We start from the raw sequence: 22,006 nt of genomic DNA on the forward strand, positions 1-22,006 counted from the left end.
GCTGACCGTGGTCGAACCGGGCCGCGCCCGTCAACCGGACGATGAGCGGGGAGGGCCCCGCCACAACCCTCAGCGGCAGGCGGCGCCCTGCCCTGCGAGGAAATCCGCGAGGCAGGCGCCGAAGATCGCGTCGAATTCCGGCGCCTGCACCCCGCCATGGCCTGTCGGCGCCGGCGGCCGGTCGAGCAGCAGCGAATCCCAGCCGAGCCGCGCCATGGCCGCGCGGAACAACGCCGCCCGGGCGGCGGGATCGGGGTCCCAGCCATCATCCTCGAACAGCAGCAGCGCCAGGCGCCGCAGCGCATCCGGCGCCGCCCGGTCCAGCGCCGCGGCGAAATCGGCCAGCGCCTGGGGCCGCCTTTCGGGCCGCCGCCCATGCGCGGCCGGCGCGGCCAGCGCCGCCGCATCCGCCAGGCCCGGCACGCGAAGCGCCGCCAGCACCAGGAAGGCGCCCCGGCTTTCGCCGACCAGCACCACCTGCCGGTAGCCGCGCGCCCGCAGCGCCGCCGTGCCCGCCGCCAGCTCCTCCACCCAGCCCGTCAGCGGCGGCACCGGCCCGCCGGTCGGCCGGTCATGCCGCCAGCCATCCCAGCCCCGCGCCGCCAGCCGCGCCATGAAGGCGGGGGCCTCGGGCGGCGGACCCTCGGTGTAATGGGGGTGCAGCCAGACCATGGCGCCCGTCGCCGCGCCGTCCCGCGGCACCACCCCCGCTTCCGTCACCAGCGGCCCCGCCTGCTCCGCCGCCGCCGCCATCGGCAGCAGCAACGCCAGCAGCAGGGCCGCCCGCCGGATCACAGCGGCGGCAGGCAGGCCGCGGAGAGCTGCCGGAAGGCGTCCGCGCGGTGGCTGATGGCGTGCTTGGCTTCCGGCGTCATCTCCCCGAAGGTTTCCGCCCCACCCTTCGGCACGAACATCGGGTCATAGCCGAAGCCATTGGCGCCCCGCGGCGGCCAGACCCATTGCCCATGCGCCTCGCCCAGGAAGCCCTCGGTATGCCCATCCGGCCAGGCGATCACGAGCGCGCAGGAGAACCAGGCCCCGCGATCCGCGGCATGCCGGGCCAGCTTCTCCACCTTGCCCATGGCCATGGCGTAGTCGCGGCCGGTGGGCGTCTCCGCCCAATCCGCCGTCCGCACCCCCGGCGCGCCGTCCAGCGCGGCCACGCTGAACCCGCTGTCATCCGCCAGGGCCGGCAGGCCGGAAGCGGTCGCCGCCGCCAGCGCCTTGATCCGCGCATTGCCGAGGAAATCTTCCTCAGTTTCCGCCGGCTCCGGCAAACCGAGTTCCCCGGCCGCCGCCACCTCGAACCCCCAGGGCGCGAGCAGCGCCGCCACCTCCCTCACCTTGCCCTTGTTGTGCGTGGCGAGGACCAGCTTCGGCCCGGTGAGGATCCGGTGGCTCATCCCCGCACCGCGGCCTTCTGCAGCTCGAACAGCTTCGCCGTCCCCGCCCGCGCCAGGCCGAGCAGCTGCAGCAGCTCGGTCTCGGAGAAGGGCGCGCCCTCCGCCGTCGCCTGGATCTCCACGATCCCGCCGGAGCCCGTCATGATGAAATTGCCATCCGTCTCCGCCTTGCTGTCCTCGGCATAGTCGAGGTCCAGCACCGGCGTGCCGTTCCAGATGCCGCAGGAAATCGCGGCGACCTGATCCTTCAGCGGGTTGGTCTTCAGCACGTTCATCTTCATGCAGTGCTGGAACGCGAGATGCAGCGCCACCCAGGCGCCGGTGATGCTGGCGCAGCGCGTGCCGCCATCGGCCGTCAGCACGTCGCAATCCACGACGACCGACATCTCCCCCATCGCCTTGAGGTCCGTCACGGCACGGAGGCTGCGCCCGATCAGCCGCTGGATCTCCTGCGTCCGCCCGGACTGCTTGCCCCGCGCGGCCTCACGATCGCCCCGCGTATGGGTCGCGCGCGGCAGCATGCCGTACTCCGCCGTCACCCAGCCCTGGCCCGTATTGCGGAGGAAAGGCGGCACCTTGCTCTCGACACTGGCGGTGCAGAGCACCTCCGTCACCCCGAAGCGAATGAGGCAGGACCCCTCCGCATGCCGGGCCTGGCCCGGGGTGAGCGTGACCTCCCGCATGACATCGGCGACGCGGCCGGAGGGACGGACGAAGGGGGCTTTGAAGCCGGCGGGGAAATCGATCATGGGGCGGGGGGGTAACACGGGAAGGAAGAGCGGGGGAGTGAACTCCCCCGTGCCCCCTCCTTTTTTCGGATTTCCGCCAGACGAGGGGGACAGAACGGAGCCGGAAAGGTAGCCTCCGCTGGGAAGGGGGATGGGATGGCGATTCCGATCATCTCGGGCGTGCTGGGCGCCTTCGGCGTCGAGGCCGCCAAGGAAATGGCCGGCGCGGCGGATGAGGTGCTGGGCGCCCTCTTCGGCAAGCGCGCCTCCGAGGTTCTGGAAGAGGTCGGCGCCCGCCTCCGCGGCTATGCGGGCGAAATCCCCCCGAACCACGATCTGGAACGCACCCTCCGCCTGATTCAGCTCAGCACCAACCTCTACCTCCTCCGCGACTACCAGGGCTGGGACGAAGCGGACCGCTTCGACACCCGCACCGCCACCCCACCCCCCTTCATCACCGACGCCCACGCCTGGCTGCGCAACCAGATCGGCCTCTGCCCCCGCATGACCGTGGTGGAGAACGCACCCCTGGTGGCGGAAATGGAACGCGCCCTCGACGCCCTGCTCCGCAGCGGCAACCCTACCGAGGCCGCCCTTTCCCGCATCGCCGCCATGGAAACCGCCGCCTGGGACGAACTCGTCACCGGCGCCGGCACCCCCCCACCCGATTTCCGCGCCCGCTTCTTCGGCGAGGTCGAAGGCACCCCCGCCTGGCGCGACATCCTCCGCGCCTTCCTCCGCGAAGCCCTGAAGGACAAGCCCCGCGTCAAGATCGCCTTCGACATCTCCCGCCTCGCCGCGTTGCGAGAGGACACGACCGCCATCGGCCACGCCGTCGCGGCGCTTGCCGGCGATACCGCCGCGATGCGCGCGACCATGGAGGCCATCCAGGCCGAGTTGCGCGAACTGCGCCTGCTGGTGGACCGCCTGACCCGCGATCTCTCCATGTCCGAGAGCGAGAAGCGCGCCTTGGTCAGCGACCTCGCCCGCGTCCAGGCGGAGCAGCAGGGCACGCTGGCGCTGGTCACCGGCTTCCTCGAAACCATGGTCGGCCGCCAAATCCCGCCCGAGCAATTCCCCGCCACCCTCTTCGCTATCGCGCGGGATTGGCGCCAGGCCGGCGAACGCATCGACGCCCTCTCCACCTCCCGCAACCTCTCCCCCCGCGCGGAGGCCCTGCGCGACCAGGCCCGCATCGCCCACGCCGCCGGCCGCCTGGACGATGCCCGCCAGGCCCTGGCCGCCATGGCCGCGGAGGAAGAGGCAGCGCTGACGCGGCTGGAAGCGCATGCCGCGGAGATCGAAGCCGAGCGCCGCACGCGCCGCACGAGCCTGGCGGAGACCAAGGCCGCGCAGGCCGCGGTAGAAAAGGCCGGTTTGCGCTACCGGGAAGCCGCGGCGCTGTACCAGGAAGCATCAGCCCTGGTCACCTTCGATCCGCGCGAGGCTTGGCAATGGTTGCTCTTGTCGGCCGACGTGCTGGAAGATCACGGGCGGGAATATGGCGACAATGCTGCGCTAAACGAGACTATCGCCCGTTATCGCGAAGCCCTCGCCCTCGCCCCCCGCGACCGCGTCCCGCTCGACTGGGCCATGACGCAAAACAACCTCGGCATTGCCTTGACGACGCTCGGGGAGCGGGAGAGCGGCACGGCCCGGCTGGAGGAGGCCGTCGCCACCTATCGCCTCGCCTTGGAGGAATGCCGCCGCGACCGCGTCCCGCTCGACTGGGCCACCACGCAGAACAACCTCGGCAATGCCTTGGGGACGCTCGGGGAGCGGGAGAGCGGCACGGCCCGGCTGGAGGAAGCCGTCGCCGCCCATCGCCTCGCCCTGGAGGAAGTCCGCCGCGACCGCGTCCCGCTCGACTGGGCCATGACACAGAACAACCTTGGCATTGCCCTGGCGGCGCTCGGCGAGCGGGAGAGCGCCACGGCCCGGCTGGACGAGGCCGTCGCCGCCTATCGCCTCGCCTTGGAGGAACGCCACCGCAACCGTGTCCCGCTCGCCTGGGCCACCACGCAGAACAACCTCGGCAATGCCTTGCTAGCGCTCGGGGAGCGGGAGAGCGGTTCGGCCCGGCTGGAGGAGGCCCTCGCAGCCTATCGCCTCGCCTTGGAGGAACGCCGTCGCGACCGCGTCCCGCTCGACTGGGCCGCCACGCAGCACAACCTCGGCCTCGCCTTGTGGACGCTCGGGGAGCGGGAGGGCGGCACCTGCCGGCTGGAAGAGGCTGTCGCCGCCTATCGCCTCGCCTTGGAGGAATACCGCCGCGACCGCGTCCCACTCGACTGGGCCATGACGCAGAACAACCTCGGCAATGCCTTGGCGACGCTCGGGGAGCGGGAGAGCGGCACCGCCCGGCTGGAGGAGGCCGTCGCCGCCTATCGCCTTGCCTTGGAGGAATACCACCGCGGCCGCGTGCCCTTTCTCTGGGCACAGACGGTGGAGAATATGGCGCGGGCCAAGGAAACGTTGGGCGCCCGCGAAACACCACGCCTGCACTGGCAATCCGCTCTGGAACACGCCAAGGCCGCGCTCGAAGAATACACTCGCGCGGGCGCCCAATACGACATCGCCCGCGCCACCGCCCTCCGCGACCGCCTCCTCACCCGCCTCGCCTCTCTCCCCTAACCCCTGCACACCACCCGCGGCCGTCCATTCGGCGCCACCAGCATCGCCGCCCGCAGCCCCGGCGCGCACAGCCCCCGCAGCGCCCCCGGCGCCGAGAGCGCCACGCCGCCCGCCACCCGCGTCACCGTCACCCGCGCATGGTACGCCATCCCCCGCCCCGCCTCGCCGGAGTGGTACCCCGCCACCGCCTCCGCCCAATTCCCATTCCGCGCCCGCAAATCCCGCAGGAAGCGCACGGCATAGGCCACGTTCAGCGCCGGATCGAACCCCGCCTCCAGCCCCGGAAAGGCATCCGGGTGGTGGAACAGGTTCACCTGCATGCAGCCCACATCGATGCTGGTGATGCCCCGCGCCCGCAGCGCCTCCACCATCGCGACCGCCGCCGCCCGCGTCTCCGGGAAGCGCCCCGTCCCCTCCGCAGTGATCGCGAACGGCCAGGGCGCCACCCCACCCCCCGGCGCCGCCCGCCCGCTTTCCACCTGCGCGATGGCCAGCAGCAGCCCGGCGGGGATCCCGCTCCCCCGCTCCGCCGCCGCGATCGCCTGGCGGCAGGCGCTCCATGCCCCCTCCGCCCGCGCGGCAGCTGGGACCAGCAGCGCCAGCAGGACCAGGACATGCCGCATGCCCCACCCCTGCCGCCCGCCAGCCGGCCGCGTCAACCAACCAGCGCGCGAACCGCCACCAGCCCCGTCAGCAGGAACTCATCCCCCTCCGGCGGCCCCGCGATCAGCAGCAGCCCCACCCCCACCGCCAGCGCCGAGACCATCAGCAGCGCCGCCAGCCGGAAGGCGCCCCGCACCGGCGACAGCATCAGGGACGTCATCATCCCCGCACCCCCCGCCAGCATCAGCGACGCCGCCGCGAACACCGCCGTCACGCCCGGCTTCCGCCGCCCAGCCACCAGGCCAGCGCCGCCGGCCACAGCCCGGCCCCATCCTTCGCGCCCATCGGGGTCTCCCCTTGTCCCTGTCCTGACCCCACATGGGGGGAGGACGGTAACGCCGGCATGGCGCGCTTGTGTCGAAACCTTGCCGGTGGCGCCCGCCGCGTGACAGGCGCCGCCGAAAGGCGCCGATTGACCGGCGATGCCCCCGCCCCCTAGCGTTCCACCCCAAGAAAACGGTCCGGGACACTGACCCATGGGTCCACTCACCAGGCCGCCGCGTCCGACGGGGGCCCCCAACATGACGGTGGCAGGGACGACCATCCCCCTGCCGCCCAACCTCGATGACCGCAGCGCCGCCATCCTGCGGGAGCTGGTGGAGATCTACGTCCAGACCGGGGAGCCCGTGGGCTCCCGCACCCTCTCCCGCCGCCTGCCCCAGGCGCTCTCGCCGGCCACCATCCGCAACGTGATGGCGGATCTGGAGGATGCCGGCCTGCTCTTCGCCCCCCATACCTCCGCCGGCCGCCTGCCGACCGAACGCGGGCTCCGCCTCTTCGTCGATGGCCTGCTGCAATTCGGCGCCCTGGCGGAGGAGGAGCGCGACGCCATCGCCGCCCGCTGCGCCTCCGGCGGCCGCAGCCTCCAGGAAACCCTGGGGGAGGCCGGCCAGATGCTCTCCGGCCTCGCCGGCGCCGCCGGCCTGGTCGTGGCCCCGAAGCGGGAGGCGCCGGTCCGCCACATCGAATTCGTGGCCCTCGGCCCCGGCCGCGCTTTGGTCGTGCTGGTCACGGCCGATGGCCAGGTGGAGAACCGGGTCATCGAGGTTCCGGCCGGCCTCCCCCCCTCCGCCCTGCAGCAGGCCAGCAACTACCTCAATGCCCGCCTCTCCGGCCGCACGCTGGATGAGACGCGCGGCACCGTGGCGCAGGAGATCGCCGCCAACCGCACCGCCCTCGATGCCCTGACCAACCAGGTGATCGAGGCCGGGCTCGGCACCTGGTCCGGCGGCAGCGGCGGCAGCCTCATCCTCCGCGGCCAGGCCAAGCTGCTGCAGAACCTCGACCATGTGCAGAAGGTGACGGAGATCCAGGCGCTGTTCGAGCGGCTGGAGGCGCAGGAGACGATGCTGCGGCTGCTCGACCTCGCCCAGCGCGGCGAAGGCGTGCAGATCTTCATCGGCGCGGAGAGCGGCCTCTTCGACAGCGCCGGCCTCTCCATGGTCGTGGCGCCCTTCCGCAACGGGCAGGAGAAGATCGTGGGCGCCATCGGCGTCATCGGCCCCACGCGGATCAATTACGGCCGCATCATCCCGGTGGTGGACTACACCGCGCGCGTGATCGGCCGCCTGCTGGGTTAGGCCCTGCGGACGTTCCACGGATAGGGCGAGGACCCCGGCAGGATCCCCGTGATGTCCCGCCGGAACGCCGTGCGGATCACGAACTGGCCGAGCGGCACGAAGGCCGCCTCATCCAGCGCATGCCGCCCGAGCTCGGAGGCCAGCGCCCGCTGGCGCCCCTCATCCGGCGCGTTCAGCCAGGCCTCGGCCAGCTCCTCCGCCCGGTCGGATTTCCACCAGCCGAACCACCCATTCGCCCCCTGCCCGCGCACGAGGAAGGAGGTCGCCGGGTTCGCCCAGGCGGAGGCGCCGCCCGTGGTGTGCAGGATCGACCAGCCGCCGCGATCCGTGGGTTCGCGATTGGCGCGGCGCTGCACCACCGTCCCCCAGTCGCTCTCCGACAGCTCGACGTTCATCCCCGCCCGCTTCAGCCGGTCCGCCGTCACCTGGCCGAGCGGCCCGATATCCGGGAAGTCGGTCGGGTTGATGATGACGACCTTCTGCCCGGCATAGCCGGCCTCCCGCAGCGCCGCCCGCGCGCGGTCAAGGTCGCCCGGCATCACCTCCGCGCCCAGATCCTCGAAATAGGGGGTGTGGCGCGGCCAGAGGCTGCGGCCCACCGACCAGTCCCGCATGTCGTCGCCGCGCGACGCCCGCATGTATTCGTCCTGCGCCACGGAAAGCCGCACGGCGCGCCGCACCCGCACATCGTCGAAGGGCGGCTGGAGGTTGTTCATCCGCAGCACCGCCATGCGGCCCGTGGGGTCCGTCACCTCCCGCCGCACGTCGCGGGACCGGGCGAGGAGCTGCTGCAGGTCCGGATGCGGCCGTTCCCACCAGTCGATCTCGCCGGCCTGCAGGGCCGCCGCCGCCGTCGCGGGGTCGGGCAGGATGTGCCACTCGATCCGCCGGAAATGCGCGACCTTGGCGCCGGAGGTCCAGGTGGGCGCCTCCTGCCGCGGCACATAGCCGTCGAACTTCTCATAGACCACGCGGCTGCCGGAATTGAACTCGCTGGCGATGAAGCGGTAGGGCCCCGATCCCACCATCTCCGTCACGGCGCGGGAGGGATCGGTCGCCGCCAGGCGGGCCGGCATGATGAAGGGGCTGGCGGCGTCGGGCTTGGCCAGCGCGTCCAGCATCAGCGGGAAGGGGCGGCGCAGGCGGATGACCATGGTGCGGTCATCGGCGGCGATCCATTCCTCCGCGACGCGGGCCAGCAGCTGCCCGAAGGGTTCGCGGGCGCACCAGCGGCGGATGGAGGCGATGCAGTCCACCGCCCGGACGGGTTCGCCATCATGGAAGCGAAGCCCCTCCCGCAGCCGGATGCGCCAGGTCAGCCCATCGGCGGAGACCTCATGCCCCTCCGCCATCTGCGGCGTCGGCCGCAGCTGCGCATCCACGCCATAGAGCGTGTCGAAGACGTAGAAGCCGTGGTTGCCGGTGACGGTCGCGGTGGTGAAGACCGGGTCCAGCACGCTGAGATTGGCCTGCGGCGCCATGCGCAGCGTGGTGGCACGGCTGTTCTGCGCGACAGCCGGCGCGGCAACCGCAAGGGCCGCGCCCGCGGCGAAAAGGTCCCGACGACGCATGATGCTAGCTCCCCGACCCCGCGGCGCTGACCGGCCGCTGTGGCGGGCAGGCTAGGGCCGGCTGTCACGACCCGGCAAGCCATCCGGTTCCGCGCCGGGCGGGCCTGCTGTAGCATCGGGCCGGTGACGGACAGCATTCCCCCCGCCGAGGGCGCGACCCCCGCCCTTGCCCAATGGTTCGCCGCCAAGGCCCAGCACCCCGATGCGCTGGTGTTCTTCCGGATGGGCGACTTCTTCGAGCTTTTCTTCAACGATGCCGAACGCGCCGCCCCGGTGCTGGACATCGCGGTGGCCCATCGGGGCGAGCATCGCGGCCAGCCCGTGCCCATGGCGGGCGTGCCCGTCCATGCCTGGGAAGCCTACCTCGCCCGGCTGATCCGCGCCGGCTTCCGCGTTGCCGTCTGCGACCAGATGGAGACGCCGGAACAGGCCAAGGCCCGGAAGGCGAGCACCATCCGGCGGGAGGTGGTGCGCGTCGTCACGCCCTCCACCGTGACGGAGGACGGGCTGCTGGAGGCCACCCGCCCCGCCTGGCTGCTGGCCCTCGCGGAAACCGACGGCGCCTTCGCCTGCGCCTGGCTGGATGTCTCGACCGGCGGCTTCGAGACGATGGCCCTGCCCAAGGGCGATCTCGGCGCGCTGCTGGCCCGGCTGGAGCCGGTGGAGGCGGTGGCGGAGCGGGATCTCGCGGAACTGCCCGAGCTGCTCGCCCGCCTGCCCGGCCGCATCGCCCATCGCGTGAAGCCCCGCGACCCCGCCCGGCTGCTGCGGGAGGCCTTCGGCGTCGCCACCCTGGAAGGCTTCGGCGTCTTCACGGAGGCCGAGCTGGCCGCCGCCGCCCAGGCCCTGTCCTATGTGCGGGAAACGCAGGCCGGCGCCCTGCCGCGCCTCGACCCGCCGCGCCCCCAGGCGGGTGCGGCCGGCACGCTGGCGCTGGATGCCGCCACGCGCCGCAGCCTGGAGATCCTGCGCGACCAGCGCGGCGGGGACCAGGCGACGCTGTTCGGCGCGGTCAACGCCACGCTGACCGCCGCCGGCGCGCGCGAACTCGCCGGCCGCCTGGCCGCGCCGCTGGCGGAGGCCGAGGCCGTCTCCGCCCGCCACGATGCCGTCGCCTTCCTGCTGGGGGCGGAGGCGACGCGGGGCGCGATCCGCGCGAGCCTGAAGGGCGCCCCGGACATGGCCCGCGCGCTGGCGCGGCTGGCGCTCGATCGCTTCGCGCCGCGGGATCTGGCGGCGCTGCTGGCGGGGCTGCGGATCGCCGCGATGGTGCGGGATGCCGTGCTGTCAGCGGTGCTGCCCCCGCCCGCCCTGCTGGCGGAGGCGGCGGTCGCATTGGCGGTCGAGGCCTCGCTGGAGGCCGAACTCTCCCGGGCGCTGAATGTACAAAAACTGCCGGCGAGGCTGGAGGATGGGGGGGTGATCGCCCCCGGCTATGATGGGGAGCTGGATGCGCTGCGGCGGCTGCGCGATGGCGGGCGGGACGCGATCGCGGCCCTGCAGCAGGACCTGGCCCAGGCCTGGGGCATCGCCAGCGTCAAGATCCGCCACCACCAGCAATTCGGCTTCCTGGCGGAGGTGCCGGCGGCGCCGGCCGAGAAGCTGCTCCGCGCCTCTCCCGTCCCGGCCGGCCAGCCCCTGGCGCCGATCCATCGCCAGACCATGGCCAATGCCGTCCGCTTCACCTGCGCCGCGCTCGCCGACCTCGACCGCAAGGTGGCGGAAGCGGGCGACCGCGCCGCGGCGCGGGAGCGTGCCTGCATCGCCCATCTCAAGCGCCTGGTGCTGGCGCAGGGCGATGCCATCGCGCGGGCGGCGCGCGCGCTGGCGGAGGTCGATGTCCATGCCGCCAGCGCGCATCTGGCCGCGGAAGGCGGCTGGTGCCGGCCGCAACTGACGGAACGCGCGGAATTCTGCATCGTGGCCGGCCGCCACCCGGTGGTGGAGGCGATGCAGAAGCGCGCCCGCGGCGCCGCCTTCGTGCCGAATGATTGCGACCTCTCGCCCGGCCGGCGCCTCTGCCTGCTGACCGGCCCCAACATGGCGGGCAAGTCCACCTGGCTGCGGCAGAACGCGCTGATGGTGGTCCTCGCCCAGGCCGGGATGTTCGTCCCCGCCCAATCCGCCCGCATCGGCCTGGTGGACCGGCTCTTCTCCCGTGTCGGCGGCGGGGACGACATCGCCGGCGGCCGGTCCACCTTCATGGTGGAGATGGCGGAAACCGCCGCCATCCTGAACCAGGCAACAGCCCGTTCACTGGTTGTGTTGGATGAAGTGGGCCGTGGGACCGCGACCTGGGATGGGCTGGCCATCGCCTGGGCGGTGCTGGAGGCGCTGCATGACCGCATCCGCTGCCGGGCCATCTTCGCGACCCATTTCCATGAACTCACGGCGCTGGCCGGGCGCCTGCCGGATGTGGCGCTCGCCTCCATGAAGGTGCGGGAATGGCGGGGGGAGGTCGTGTTCCAGCACCTCGTCGGCCCCGGCGCCTCCGAACGCAGCTGGGGCGTGCATGTGGCGCGCCTGGCCGGCGTGCCGCGCCCCGTGCTGGCGCGGGCGAACCAGGTGCTGCAGGCGCTGGAAGCCCGCGCGCGCGGCGGCGGGCCGGATGCGCTGGCGGAGGAACTGCCCCTCTTCGCGCAGCGCGTGTCCGCACCGCGCCGCACACTCTCCCCGATTGAAAGCGCACTGGCGGAGATGGACCTGGACGCGTTGTCCCCGCGGGAAGCACAGGAAGCGCTCTACCGGCTGAAGGCGCTCTCGGTGGAAGTTGACGCAGCGCAGCAAGAGAACCCTGTTGCGCGCCCAGGTGACACGGTAGTGTGACACGGATGACAGTCAGCCTCGGCCAACCGCCCGCCTCGGCGGCCGCTTCCGCGCTGCCACCCGCCGAGCCACCCGAGGTCCTGCCGGACCTGATCGCGGGGCTCGTCGAGGGCGGCCGGCCCGTCGCCCGCGACATCGCGCTCGGCCAGCTGCGACGGCAGTTGGGCCGCGTCCAGGGCCGCGTGCAGCGCGCCTTCGAAGCGCATGACCTCTCCGGCCTCGGCGCCGCGCGCTGGCTGGCAGCCCTCACGGACGGCATCGTCGGCGCCATCCACACCTACACCCTCGCCCAGGTGCCGCCGCAGGAACCCGGCGGCGCGGCGGAGGAGACCTTCTCCCTCATCGCGACGGGCGGCTATGGCCGCGGCGTGCTGGCGCCCTATTCGGACATCGACCTGCTCTTCCTGTCGGAAGCGCCGCTCGGCCCGCAGGGGCGCCGCGCGGTGGAATTTCTCCTGTATCTGCTCTGGGATCTCGGCCTGAAGGTCGGCCACGCCACGCGCACCATCGATGAATGCATCGAGGATGCGCGCGGCGACGTCACCATCCAGACGGCGCTGATCGATGCCCGCTACCTCGCCGGCAACCGCGCCGTGCATGACCGCTTCCAGGACACCTTCGCCGCCGCCCGCAAGGCCAGCGGCCTGGCCCCCTTCCTGGCCGCCAAGCGCGCGGAACGCACCACGCGCCATGCCCGCTACGGTGAAAGCCCCTTCCTGGTGGAGCCCCACGTCAAGGAAGGCCGGGGCGGGCTGCGCGACCTGCAGACCCTCTACTGGCTGGCGCGCCATGCCTTCGGCGTGCAGCGCATGCCCGAACTCGTCGGCCCCGAAAGCCCCGGCGGCGGGCTGCTGACGCCGCAGGAAGCGCGCAGCATCCGCCGCGCCTGGAACTTCCTCTGGACCGTCCGCTTCCACCTCCACTACGTGACGGGACGGGCGGAAGAACGCCTGACCTTCGACCTGCAGCCCGTGGTCGGCGCCCGCATGGGCTATACCCGCCACGGCGTGCAGGACGGCGTCGAGCGTTTCATGAAGCACCTGTTCCTGACGGCCAGGGACGTGGTGCGCCTGACGCGCCTGCTGGAACCCGCGATCGAACGCGCGGCGCTCGGCCCGCCCGCCGTGGTGCCGGCCGGCGATGCCGCGCTGTCCCATGCCGGCATGGCGCTGGCCGATGGCAAGGTGCTCTTCGCGCCCGACCGCCAGGTGGCGGAGGACCCCGCCATCATGCTCCGCCTGGTGCGCGCCGCGCGGGACAGGGGGCTCGAGATCCATCCGCTGGCGCATCGCGCGCTGATCCGCAACGCGCGCTATGCCGTGACGCTGCGCGACGACGCGGCCGCCAATGCGCTGTTCCTCGACCTGCTGACGGGCAAGGATTCACCGCGCTGGATGCGCGTGCTGAACGAGGTGGGGTTCCTGTCCCGCTTCATGCCGGACTGGGCCCGCATCGTCGGCCTCATGCAGTTCGACACCTACCACGTCTTCACCGTGGAGGAGCACACGATCGAGGCGATCGGCGTCCTCTCCGCCCTCGAACGCAACGAGCTGAACGAGATCGCGCCGGTGGCGTCGGAGCTGATCGGCCAGGTGCAGTCCCGCCGCGCGCTCTATGTCGCCGTCATGCTGCACGACATCGCCAAGGGCCGCGGCGGCGACCACAGCGAACTCGGCGCGCAGGTCGCGCTGGAGCTCTGTCCCCGCCTCGGCCTGTCGCCGGAGGAGACGGAGACCGTCTCCTGGCTCGTGCTCAACCACCTGCTGATCAGCGCCACCGCCTTCAAGCGCGACATCGACGACCCCAAGACCATCCTCGACATCGCCGAGACGGTGCAGTCGCCGGAGCGGCTGCGGCTGCTGCTGGTGCTGACGGTCGCCGACATGCGCGCGGTGGGCCCCAAGGTCTGGAACGGCTGGAAGGCGACCCTGCTGCGGGAGCTCTACTGGCGGGTCGCGGAGGTGCTGGCGGGCGGGCTTTCCGTGCCGGAGCGCGACACCCGGGTGGCGCGCGCGCGGGCGGCGGCGGCTTCCCTGCTGGAGACGATGGCGAAGCCGGACCTCGACCGGTTCCTCGGCCTCGGCTATCCCGGCTACTGGCTGTCCTTCGACCCGGAGACGCATGCCCGCCACGCGGAGATGATCCGCGATGCGGAGGCCGAGCAGGCGCCGCTCACGGTCCGCACCCGCGTGATCGAGGCACGGTCGGTCACGGAAGTCACCGTCTATTGCTCCGACCACCCCGGCCTGTTCAGCCGCATCGCCGGCGCGCTGGCGGTGGCGGGCGCTTCCATCGTCGATGCGCGCATCCACACCATGACCAACGGCATGGCGCTCGACACCTTCTGGGTGCAGGACGCGGCCGGCGGGGCCTTCGATGCGCCGCATCGCCTGGCCAGGCTCGCGGTGCTGATCGAGCAATCGCTCTCCGGCCGCCTGCGGCTGGAGCAGGAGATCGCGAAGCTCCGCCGCGAACCCGCCCGGCTGCGCGCCGTGACCATCCCGCCGCGCGTCGTGCTCGACAACCACGCCAGCAACACCCACACGGTGATCGAGGTGAATGGCCGCGACCGGCCGGGGCTGCTGCATGCGGTGACGGCGGCGATCAGCGGGCAGGGCCTGCAGATCGCCAGCGCCCACATCACCACCTATGGCGTGCGGGCCGTGGACGTCTTCTACGTGAAGGACGTCTTCGGCCTGAAGGTGGAGAATGAGCGCAAGCTGGCCTCGCTGCGCAGCGCGCTGCTGGTCGCGCTCGGCGCGCCGGATGTGCCGGTGGAGAGCGGCGTCAGGGTGGTGTGAGGCACGGGCTGCTGCTCGGCGCCTTGCTGCTTGGCCACGGAGGTGGCGTGCTGGCGTCCGAAGTGCCGCCCGCCTGCCTGGAGGAGCCGACACCCATCGGCCGGGCGATGTGCCTGAACGGTGCTTTGCAGGAAAGCGAACGTCGGGTCGCGGCGCTGGTGCGGCAGGCGGCCGCGCCACACCTCGGTCTGCGTGACCAGGACCTTGTGGCCGCACAGGACCATTGGCGGCGATACCGTGACCTTCATTGCGGCCTGCGTGAGCGGGATGGGGAATCCGCCGGCAGCGAAGCGCCGGCCGACATCGCGGCATGCCGGCTGACGATCACGGTTCAGCGCGAAGCGGCGTTGCGGGCACTGATCGGGGCGATGGGGCCGCGGTAGTGCCGCTCACGGCACCCCATTGGCCCCATGCTCGCGAAAGCCGGGCCGGGCGGTGAGCCTGGTGAGATAGGCGGCCACCGCGGGCAGGGCGGGCCGCTCGATCGGCGTCATCATCCAGCGGTTCACGGACAGACCGAGCACGATGTCGGCGAGCGTGAAATCGGGGCCGGCCGCGTAGGCGCCGGTGCGGGCCAGGTGCCCGTCCAGGATCCGCATCATCCCGTTCCAGGCGCGCGCGCTGGCGGCGATGCGGCCGGCATCCGCATGGTCGGGGTGGCGGCGGACCAGGCCCATGAAGGCGCCGCGCCAACTCGCGTTCAAATCCGTCGCCTGCCAGTCCATCCAGCGCTCCACCTCCGCCCGGGCGCGGGGCGCCGCCGGCAGCAGGTCCGCCCTTCCATGCTTCGCGGCCAGGTAGCGGCAGATCGTGTTGCTCTCCCACAGCACGCCCGCCTCATCCTCGATCACCGGCACCAGGCCATTGGGGTTGAGGGCGCGCAGCGCCGCCTCCCCGCCCCGATCCTCCCGCGCCACGGGGATGCCGATCTCGGCGCAGGTCCAGAGGACCTTGCGCACATTGATGGAGCTGGCCTGGCCGATCAGCCGAAGCGGGGGCAGGCTGAGCATGGGGGCGGTGATCCTTCCGGGCGTCCCCGCGTTGGTGCCACGACGCGACAGGAAGGACCACGCCATGGCGAGCGACAGCGAGAAGGACCGCACCTCCTTCACCGGCAAATACGACCTGGAGACCAAGACCGCGCGCCCGAAAAGCGTCGGCCCGCACCACGCGACGCGGGACCAGGAAGACCCGGCCGACAAGGGCATCGAGCCCGGCGCCGGCTATGCGAACGAGATCGCGGAGGTGAACGCGGCGCGCCGGGCCGGCGGCAAGCCGGCCAAGGGCAGCCCCGTGCAGATCAAGGTGAAGGGGGGCGCGCCCGGGGAGCCTGACGGCTCCGGCTGAACCCTCCCCTCCCCCTTCGCGCCGCTAAGCCCCTCGCAATCGCGAAGCGACCGGCTTTCGCCCCGCCGCCTTCGGTCGCATAACGGGGGCTGAAGGTTGGGGGAAATCAAGCACCATGGATGATGCGCGCAAGAACTCCGTCGAGGCCGTCGCGGATACACGCACGGCCCGGGTGACGGGCGAGGAAGCGCTCGCCATGCATGCCGAGGGCCGGCCCGGCAAGCTGGAGATCCGCCTCACCAAGCCGCTGATCACCGCGCGCGACCTCTCGCTGGCCTACAGCCCGGGCGTGGCGGCGCCCTGCCTCGAGATCCATCGCGACCCGTCGCTGGCCTATGACTACACCTCCAAGGGCAATTTCGTCGCCGTCATCAGCAACGGCACCGCCGTGCTCGGCCTCGGCAACCTCGGCGCCCTCGCCTCCAAGCCGGTGATGGAGGGCAAGGCGGCGCTGTTCAAGCGCTTCGCCGATGTGGACAGCATGGACCTCTGCGTGGCGACGGAGGATGTGGACGCCTTCGTCAACGCCGTCCGCTACCTCGGCCCCAGCTTCGGCGGCATCAACCTGGAAGACATCAAGGCCCCCGAATGCTTCGTCATCGAGCAGCGGCTGCGGGAGCTGATGGACATCCCCGTCTTCCATGACGACCAGCATGGGACGGCGATCGTCGCCGCCGCGGGGCTGATCAATGCCTGCCACCTGACGGGCCGTGACCTGAAGTCGGTGAAGCTCGTCATCAACGGCGCCGGCGCCGCCGCGGTCGCCTGCGCCGAGCTGGTCAAGGCCATGGGCATCCGCCCGCAGAACGTCATCCTGGCCGATACCAAGGGCGTGATCTATCGCGGCCGGACGGAGGGCATGAACCAGTGGAAGTCGGCCCATGCCGTGGAAACGCCGGCGCGGACGCTGGCCCAGGCGATGGAGGGCGCCGACTGCTTCATGGGCCTCTCCGTGAAGGGCGCCGTGACGCCGGCCATGGTGCGCAGCATGGCGCCCAATCCCGTGATCTTCGCCATGGCGAACCCCGACCCCGAGATCACGCCGGATGAGGCGCGCGCCGTGCGCCCCGACTGCATCGTGGCGACCGGCCGGTCAGACTACCCGAACCAGGTCAACAACGTCCTCGGCTTCCCCTTCATCTTCCGCGGCGCCCTCGATGTCCGCGCCTCCACCATCAACGATGCGATGAAGGTCGCGGCCGCCGAGGCTCTCGCCATGCTGGCGCGGGAGGATGTGCCGGAGGAGGTGGCGGGCGCCGGCGCCGGCAAGTCGCTGCGTTTCGGCCCCGACTACATCATCCCCAACGCCTTCGACCCGCGCCTGATCTCCCGCGTCTCCCCCGCCGTCGCCAAGGCGGCGATGGAAAGCGGCGTCGCCCGCAAGCCGATCACCGACCTCGCCCGCTACGCCCGCGACCTCGCCGGGCGCCTCGATGCCACCGCCGGCGCGATGGAGGCGATCGCGGAAAATGTCCGCGCCCATCCCCGCCGCGTGGTCTTCGCGGAAGGGGAGGAGGAGAAGGTCATCCGCGCCGCCATCGCCTTCCGCAACGCCGGCTACGGCACGCCGATCCTGGTGGGGCGGGAGGACCGGGTGAACGCCACCGTCGCCTCCCTCGGCATCCCGCTGGGCGAGGGGATCGAGATCCAGAACGCCCGCGTCTCCGCCAAGAACGGCGCCTATGCCGAATGGCTCTACGCCCGGCGGCAGCGGGAGGGTTTCCTGCTGCGCGACTGCCAGCGCCTGGTGAACCTGGACCGCAACGTCTTCGCCGCCTGCATGGTCGGCAATGGCGATGCGGATGCCATGGTCACCGGCGTGACGCGCAGCTACGCCGCGGCGCTGGAGGGCGTGCGCATGGCGATCGACCCGGCGCCGGATACGGTGCTGTTCGGGCTGACGCTGATGCTGGCGCGGCGGTCGGGCACCGTGCTGGTGGCGGACACCGCCATCCATGAACGGCCGGATGCCGCGACGCTGGCGGAAATCGCCATCCGCGCCGCGGCGGCTGCCCGCCGCATCGGGCAGGAACCGCGCGTCGCCTTCCTCTCCTTCTCCACCTTCGGCGATCCCAAGGGCAGCATCCCCGGCAATGTCCGCGATGCCGTGAAGCTGCTGGACCAGCGGGAGGTCGATTTCGAATACGATGGTGAGATGGCGGCCGATGTGGCGCTGGACCCGGAGCTGCGCGCCAAGCTCTATCCCTTCTGCCGCCTGACCGGCCCGGCCAATGTGCTGGTGATGCCCGGCCTGCATGCCGCGCATATCCTGACCAAGGCGGCGCCGCGCCTCACTTCCGCGCAGACCATCGGCCCGCTGCTGATGGGCCTCTCCGCGCCGGTGCAGATCGTGGGGATGGAGGCGGGGGTGAACCAGATCCTCGACATCGCCTGCCTCGCCGCCCACGCCGCCCTGCCGAAGTGAGACGGCAGGCCGGATGAGCAACCTGCGGCAGCGAAGCGGGCCGGAGGCCACGCCTCACGCCGCAGGCGTGCCTGAGGGGTAGGGAATGACCGTCTTCACCATCGGCTATGAGGAGACGACGCCCGCCAGGCTGCTGGCGGCGCTGACCGGCGCCGGGGTGAGGACGCTGGTCGATGTCCGGGCGCTGGCCAACAGCCGGCGCCCCGGCTTCGCCAAGCGGGCGCTCTCCGCCAGCCTGGAGGAGGCGGGCATCGGCTACCGCCACCTCCGCGCCCTCGGCACCCCCGCGGAAGGCCGGCAGGCCGTGCGCGAAGGCCGGCCCGACGACATGAAGCGCATCTTCGCCGCGACGCTGGCGGGCACCGAGGCCCAGGCCGCGCTGGCCGACCTGCGGGAGCAGGCGCGGCGGGAGCCCGTCTGCCTGCTCTGCCTGGAAGCCGACCACCGCCGCTGCCACCGGACCCTGGTGGCGGAAGCGCTGGGCCTGCCGGTCACGCACCTCGCGCCGTGAACGGCGCCGGCCGCCGGTATCATACTGCCGAGCCCATGTCGTGACCTGCGGCCGACACCGTCGGCCGAGGCCGCGAATGCGGCCCGCCGCTTATGCGGCGAAGCCAAGCGGCCGGATGGCCGCGCCGGCGCTTGAGGGCGGAAATGCGTCAGCATTTCCGCACATCGGTATCAGACCCCCAGATGCGCGCAGCGCGCCTCGTCGCCCGGCTGGCCCCAGATCGCCAGCCCCGCCAGGCGCATCACCGCCGGCACGCCGATCACCGCCTCCAGCCGCCGGAGCCAGGGGTTGATGTTGTCCTCCACCCCGCCCGCGCCCTGGTTACGCCCGTCATTGCCGATATCGTGGTCGATGCGGGGCAGCACCACGCCGGCGTAGAAGTCCCGGCGCAGGAATTGCGGCGTGTTGGAGAAGCGCGCCGTGATGGTCACCCCATCCGCCTTATCCTGTGCCGCCTGGGCCAGCAGCGCGTCGAAGCCCACCGCGACATTCGGCCGGCGGTTCAGGCGCAGCTGGTTGATGTCCGGGCGGCGGGCGAAGAGGTCCAGGATCCCGGCCAGCGACGGGCCGGGCGGGATGAATTCATGGTCCTGCTCCACCACCATCACCAGCTCCGCCGTGCCGCGGCCGAAGGCGTGCAGCCATTGCCGGCGCAGCCCGTGCTCGGTGTTGATCACCAGGCCCAGCCCCTCCGCCTCGCAGAACCGCATCAGGTTCGCCAGGAAGGCGCGGTTCATGGCGGTGTCGCGATGGTCGTAGAAGACCGTCATCGGCACACCCTCCGGCAGCTCGATCGACTGCCGCAGCGACCGCACCGCGGCCTCCAGCAGGCCGAGCCCCGGCGCGCCGAGATGGGCGTTGCGATGCAGCTTGCCCGAGACGTGGCAGAAGAAGACGACCTCCAGGCTCGCCGGCGCCGGCACCGCCAGGCGGCGTGACCACAGCATGACGGCCCCGTCGATCGCCGCCGCCGCCTCCGCCTCCCCCGCCTCCCGCAGCAGGTCCGCCGCGCGGGTCGCCAGCCCGCAGGCCAGCTCCATCGCGCCGCGCCCCAGCGCCACGCAGGCCAGCCCCGCCACCGCCCGCGCGCAGCCCGCATCCTGGCCGAGCGCGGTCCGGTAGCAGGCCTCGGCGGCGTCCAGCTCATCCTCCAGCAGGTGGATGTCGGCAAGCTGGCACCAGACCGGCACATCCTCCGCGCCATGGGCCGCCAGCCGCGCGGCCAGCCGGCCGCGCAGCGGCGCCGCCGCCAGGCGCAGCGTCTCCCGCGTCCTGGCATGGAAGGCGAAGGAGACGAGGCGCAGCAGGTGCGGGAAGGGAACGGCGGGATGGACGACGGCCCGGTTCCACAGATGGGTGCGGACCGGCCCGCCGAACTGCCGCTGCGACCGCAGGATGAAGTCGAGCCACTGGAACCGCGGCAGCACCAGGCCGGGGTGGCGGTCGATCAGCCCGACCAGCCGGGCCTGCAGCGCCAGGCGCCGCCCGGTGGTCTGCGGGCCGCCATCCCAGGCCGCCAGCACGGCCTCCACATAGGCCAGGCCGAACAGCGGCGCGCCGCCTTCGGCCAGCGCCTCGGGGAAGCGCCGGCAGCCTTCCTCCAGCGCGGCCAGGCCCGCCTCCAGCCGGCCGGCCCGCAGCAGGGCCCGGCCTTCCGCCAGCGCCTCATCCTGCGTCGGGGGGGGTAGCGTCTCGTGCAGCCTCGTCATCCCCACTGGCATCCGGGGCGGCAACCGAAGCGGCCGCCCGCCGGGAAGACCGGCGCGGCGGTGATGTCCCAGATCGGCCGGCCCTTGTCCATGACCGGGCTTCCGTCACGCATCCGCGGCCATCCGCCTTGCCGCCATCTCCCCGATCATCACGCAGGTGAAGTGCAGGTTGGCCCGGCAGTCCGACGGCATGATGGAGGCATCGGCCACGCGCAGCCCCTCCACCCCGCGCACCCGGAGGTCGGGGTCCACCACGCCGCGCGGATCCTCATGCGCCGTCATGCGGCAGGTGCCGGCGGCGTGCTGGATGTCCCCGGCCTCCGCCAGCATCAGCGCGTCCAGCGCCGCATCCGGCAGCGAGGCAGCCTCCTCCATCGTCAGCGCCGTCTCCCCGAAGGTGATGGCCTCCGCGATCCCCGCCACGGGATCCAGGGCGCAGAGCTGCGCCAGCCGCCGCACCCCGTCGCGCATCCGCGCGCGGTCCAGCGGATGGTCCAGCATGTTCTCCTCCACCTCCGGCTGCGCCGCGGGGTCGGCGGAGGCCAGCCGCAGGGACCCGCGCGACAGCGCGTCATACAGCGCGATGCCGATCGCCCCGTTCGGCGCCGGGTCGTCATCCCCGGACAGGCCGCGATGGTTGTAGGCGATCAGGATCATGTCCCGCTCGCCGCCCATCCCGCTGGAATAGGTCACGCAGCAATTGGTGTGGCGCGCCTCCGCGCCCTGCGCCCGGTGGCCCGGCCTCAGCGCCAGGCTGGCGCGCAGGATCGGATGGTCCATGAGATGCGCGCCGACCGAGGGCTGGTCATGCCGCACCGCGATGCCGAGCGCCCGCAGATCGGCCGCCGGCCCGATGCCGCTGCGCATCAGCAGGGCCGGCGAATGGATGGCGCCGGCGCAGAGCACGACCTGCCGCGCCGCGACCTCCTCCCACGGCCCGTCGCCGAAGCGCACCCGCACGCCGCGGGCGCGGCTGCCCTCGAACACCACGCGGTCCACCAGCGCCTCGCCGCGGATCTCCAGGTTCGGCCGCCCGCGGGCCGGCTCCAGGTAGCCGTCATTGGTGGTCACGCGCCGCCCGTCGCGCAGGTTGATCGGGTTGCAGGAAATGCCCTCCCCCTCCGGCGCGTTGAGGTCCGCCTTCCAGGGATGCCCCGCGGCCAGCGCGGCGTCGCGCAGCGCGCGGTCCACCGCGCCCCAGCGATCCTCCGGCATGCGCCACACCGGCAGGGGGCCGCCCTGCTTGCGGCCGGGCGCGCCGAAATCGGCATCGTCCTCGATCGCGTCGAACAGCGGCATGACGCGGGATGCCGACCAGCCCTCGCAGCCCGCTTCCGCCCAGGCATCGAAGGCGGCGGGCACGCCGCGGATGGCGATCTGGGCATTGACGGTGGAGGACCCGCCGAGGGCCCGGCCGCGCCAGTAGAAGCGCGGCGCCTGCGCCCGGGTGCGGCGCGCCATCAGCCCCGGCCATTGCCATTCCGCCTGGTGGGCGGGGTGGTGCATGAAGGGGATGATGTTGGGGCTGCGCAGCGCGGCCGGGGCCTCCGCCGCCCGCCAGTCCCGCCCCGCTTCCAGCAGCAGCACGCGCCGGCGCGGGTCTTCGGAGAGCCTGGCGGCGAGGGTCGCGCCCGCGGACCCGCCCCCCACCACGATCACGTCATGCAAGGCGCCCGATCCCCATGCCCCGGTTGAGGGGGGCGATGATACCGGCCGCTCAGCGCCCGCGCATATAGGCGCGCTCCGGCCGGTAGGTCAGCCAGCGGCGGAGGTTGCGCAGGAAGTCGCGCACCGGGGTGCGGGCGCGG

The 22,006-nt window shown here is 72.5% G+C and carries 17 protein-coding genes; 8 read left to right on the forward strand and 9 right to left on the reverse strand.

The window, feature by feature from the left end:
- Positions 1 to 69: 69 nt before the first annotated feature.
- Genes JJI54_RS03300 through rph form a run of 3 tightly spaced genes read right to left on the reverse strand, consistent with a single transcriptional unit; the run spans position 70 to position 2,152 of the window.
- Complete coding sequence (locus tag JJI54_RS03300; protein WP_203070883.1) at positions 70 to 795, reverse strand: alpha/beta fold hydrolase; 726 nt, start codon at positions 793 to 795, stop codon at positions 70 to 72.
- Positions 792 to 1,403 carry a non-canonical purine NTP pyrophosphatase gene (locus JJI54_RS03305; RefSeq protein ID WP_203070885.1) on the reverse strand — a complete coding sequence of 204 codons (612 nt, stop codon included), beginning with the start codon at positions 1,401 to 1,403 and terminating at the stop codon, positions 792 to 794. Before JJI54_RS03305 ends, JJI54_RS03300 begins: the two co-directional genes overlap by 4 nt.
- Positions 1,400 to 2,152 (reverse strand): ribonuclease PH, encoded by a 753-nt coding sequence (gene rph, locus JJI54_RS03310; protein WP_203070887.1) that lies wholly within the window; start codon positions 2,150 to 2,152, stop codon positions 1,400 to 1,402. The genes JJI54_RS03305 and rph overlap by 4 nt, the downstream gene beginning before the upstream one ends.
- 135 nt (positions 2,153 to 2,287) lie before the next feature.
- Between rph and JJI54_RS03315 the strand changes: the two genes are divergently transcribed.
- Positions 2,288 to 4,765 carry a tetratricopeptide repeat protein gene (locus JJI54_RS03315; protein WP_203070889.1) on the forward strand — a complete coding sequence of 826 codons (2,478 nt, stop codon included), beginning with the start codon at positions 2,288 to 2,290 and terminating at the stop codon, positions 4,763 to 4,765.
- Here the strand turns inward: JJI54_RS03315 and JJI54_RS03320 are convergent.
- Both JJI54_RS03320 and JJI54_RS03325 read right to left on the reverse strand, forming a co-directional pair.
- Complete coding sequence (locus JJI54_RS03320) at positions 4,762 to 5,388, reverse strand: lytic transglycosylase domain-containing protein (protein WP_203070891.1); 627 nt, start codon at positions 5,386 to 5,388, stop codon at positions 4,762 to 4,764. The two genes, JJI54_RS03315 and JJI54_RS03320, sit on opposite strands and share 4 nt — an antisense overlap.
- Positions 5,389 to 5,420: 32 nt before the next feature.
- Positions 5,421 to 5,642, reverse strand: coding sequence for a hypothetical protein (locus JJI54_RS03325; protein ID WP_203070893.1), 222 nt, complete (start codon positions 5,640 to 5,642; stop codon positions 5,421 to 5,423).
- 262 nt (positions 5,643 to 5,904) lie between these two features.
- Between JJI54_RS03325 and hrcA the strand changes: the two genes are divergently transcribed.
- On the forward strand, positions 5,905 to 7,008 hold the full coding sequence (gene hrcA / locus JJI54_RS03330) for a heat-inducible transcriptional repressor HrcA (RefSeq protein WP_404817593.1): 1,104 nt from the start codon (positions 5,905 to 5,907) through the stop codon (positions 7,006 to 7,008).
- Here the strand turns inward: hrcA and JJI54_RS03335 are convergent.
- On the reverse strand, positions 7,005 to 8,579 hold the full coding sequence (locus tag JJI54_RS03335) for an ABC transporter substrate-binding protein (RefSeq protein WP_203070897.1): 1,575 nt from the start codon (positions 8,577 to 8,579) through the stop codon (positions 7,005 to 7,007). The two genes, hrcA and JJI54_RS03335, sit on opposite strands and share 4 nt — an antisense overlap.
- 123 nt (positions 8,580 to 8,702) lie before the next feature.
- Here JJI54_RS03335 and mutS point away from each other — a divergent pair, with 123 nt between their 5' ends.
- The 3 genes from mutS to JJI54_RS03350 are packed head-to-tail and all read left to right on the forward strand — an operon-like array spanning position 8,703 to position 14,589.
- A complete protein-coding gene (gene mutS / locus JJI54_RS03340; RefSeq protein ID WP_203070899.1) occupies positions 8,703 to 11,405 on the forward strand; it encodes a DNA mismatch repair protein MutS in 2,703 nt (900 codons plus the stop codon).
- 5 nt (positions 11,406 to 11,410) lie between these two features.
- Positions 11,411 to 14,206: a [protein-PII] uridylyltransferase gene (locus JJI54_RS03345; RefSeq protein ID WP_203070901.1), complete on the forward strand. Its 2,796-nt coding sequence runs from the start codon at positions 11,411 to 11,413 to the stop codon at positions 14,204 to 14,206.
- A gap of 47 nt (positions 14,207 to 14,253) precedes the next feature.
- Complete coding sequence (locus JJI54_RS03350) at positions 14,254 to 14,589, forward strand: lysozyme inhibitor LprI family protein (protein WP_203070903.1); 336 nt, start codon at positions 14,254 to 14,256, stop codon at positions 14,587 to 14,589.
- Between the two features lie 6 nt (positions 14,590 to 14,595).
- Here the strand turns inward: JJI54_RS03350 and JJI54_RS03355 are convergent, their stop codons facing one another.
- On the reverse strand, positions 14,596 to 15,216 hold the full coding sequence (locus JJI54_RS03355; protein WP_203070905.1) for a glutathione S-transferase family protein: 621 nt from the start codon (positions 15,214 to 15,216) through the stop codon (positions 14,596 to 14,598).
- Between the two features lie 64 nt (positions 15,217 to 15,280).
- Between JJI54_RS03355 and JJI54_RS03360 the strand changes: the two genes are divergently transcribed.
- The 3 genes from JJI54_RS03360 (at position 15,281) to JJI54_RS03370 (ending at position 18,489) form a co-directional block, all read left to right on the forward strand.
- On the forward strand, positions 15,281 to 15,553 hold the full coding sequence (locus JJI54_RS03360; protein ID WP_203070907.1) for a hypothetical protein: 273 nt from the start codon (positions 15,281 to 15,283) through the stop codon (positions 15,551 to 15,553).
- Positions 15,554 to 15,668: 115 nt separating this feature from the next.
- Positions 15,669 to 17,978: an NADP-dependent malic enzyme gene (locus JJI54_RS03365; RefSeq protein WP_203070909.1), complete on the forward strand. Its 2,310-nt coding sequence runs from the start codon at positions 15,669 to 15,671 to the stop codon at positions 17,976 to 17,978.
- An 85-nt stretch (positions 17,979 to 18,063) separates the two neighbouring features.
- Complete coding sequence (locus JJI54_RS03370; RefSeq protein WP_203070911.1) at positions 18,064 to 18,489, forward strand: DUF488 domain-containing protein; 426 nt, start codon at positions 18,064 to 18,066, stop codon at positions 18,487 to 18,489.
- Between the two features lie 170 nt (positions 18,490 to 18,659).
- Here the strand turns inward: JJI54_RS03370 and JJI54_RS03375 are convergent, their stop codons facing one another.
- Both JJI54_RS03375 and JJI54_RS03380 read right to left on the reverse strand, forming a co-directional pair.
- On the reverse strand, positions 18,660 to 20,198 hold the full coding sequence (locus JJI54_RS03375) for a tetratricopeptide repeat protein (RefSeq protein WP_203070913.1): 1,539 nt from the start codon (positions 20,196 to 20,198) through the stop codon (positions 18,660 to 18,662).
- A 105-nt stretch (positions 20,199 to 20,303) separates the two neighbouring features.
- Positions 20,304 to 21,857 carry a GMC family oxidoreductase gene (locus JJI54_RS03380; protein WP_318987458.1) on the reverse strand — a complete coding sequence of 518 codons (1,554 nt, stop codon included), beginning with the start codon at positions 21,855 to 21,857 and terminating at the stop codon, positions 20,304 to 20,306.
- Between the last annotated feature and the right edge of the window lie 149 nt (positions 21,858 to 22,006).

This window comes from Falsiroseomonas ponticola, assembly GCF_016805305.1.
Classification (GTDB): Bacteria; Pseudomonadota; Alphaproteobacteria; order Acetobacterales; family Acetobacteraceae; genus Falsiroseomonas; species Falsiroseomonas ponticola.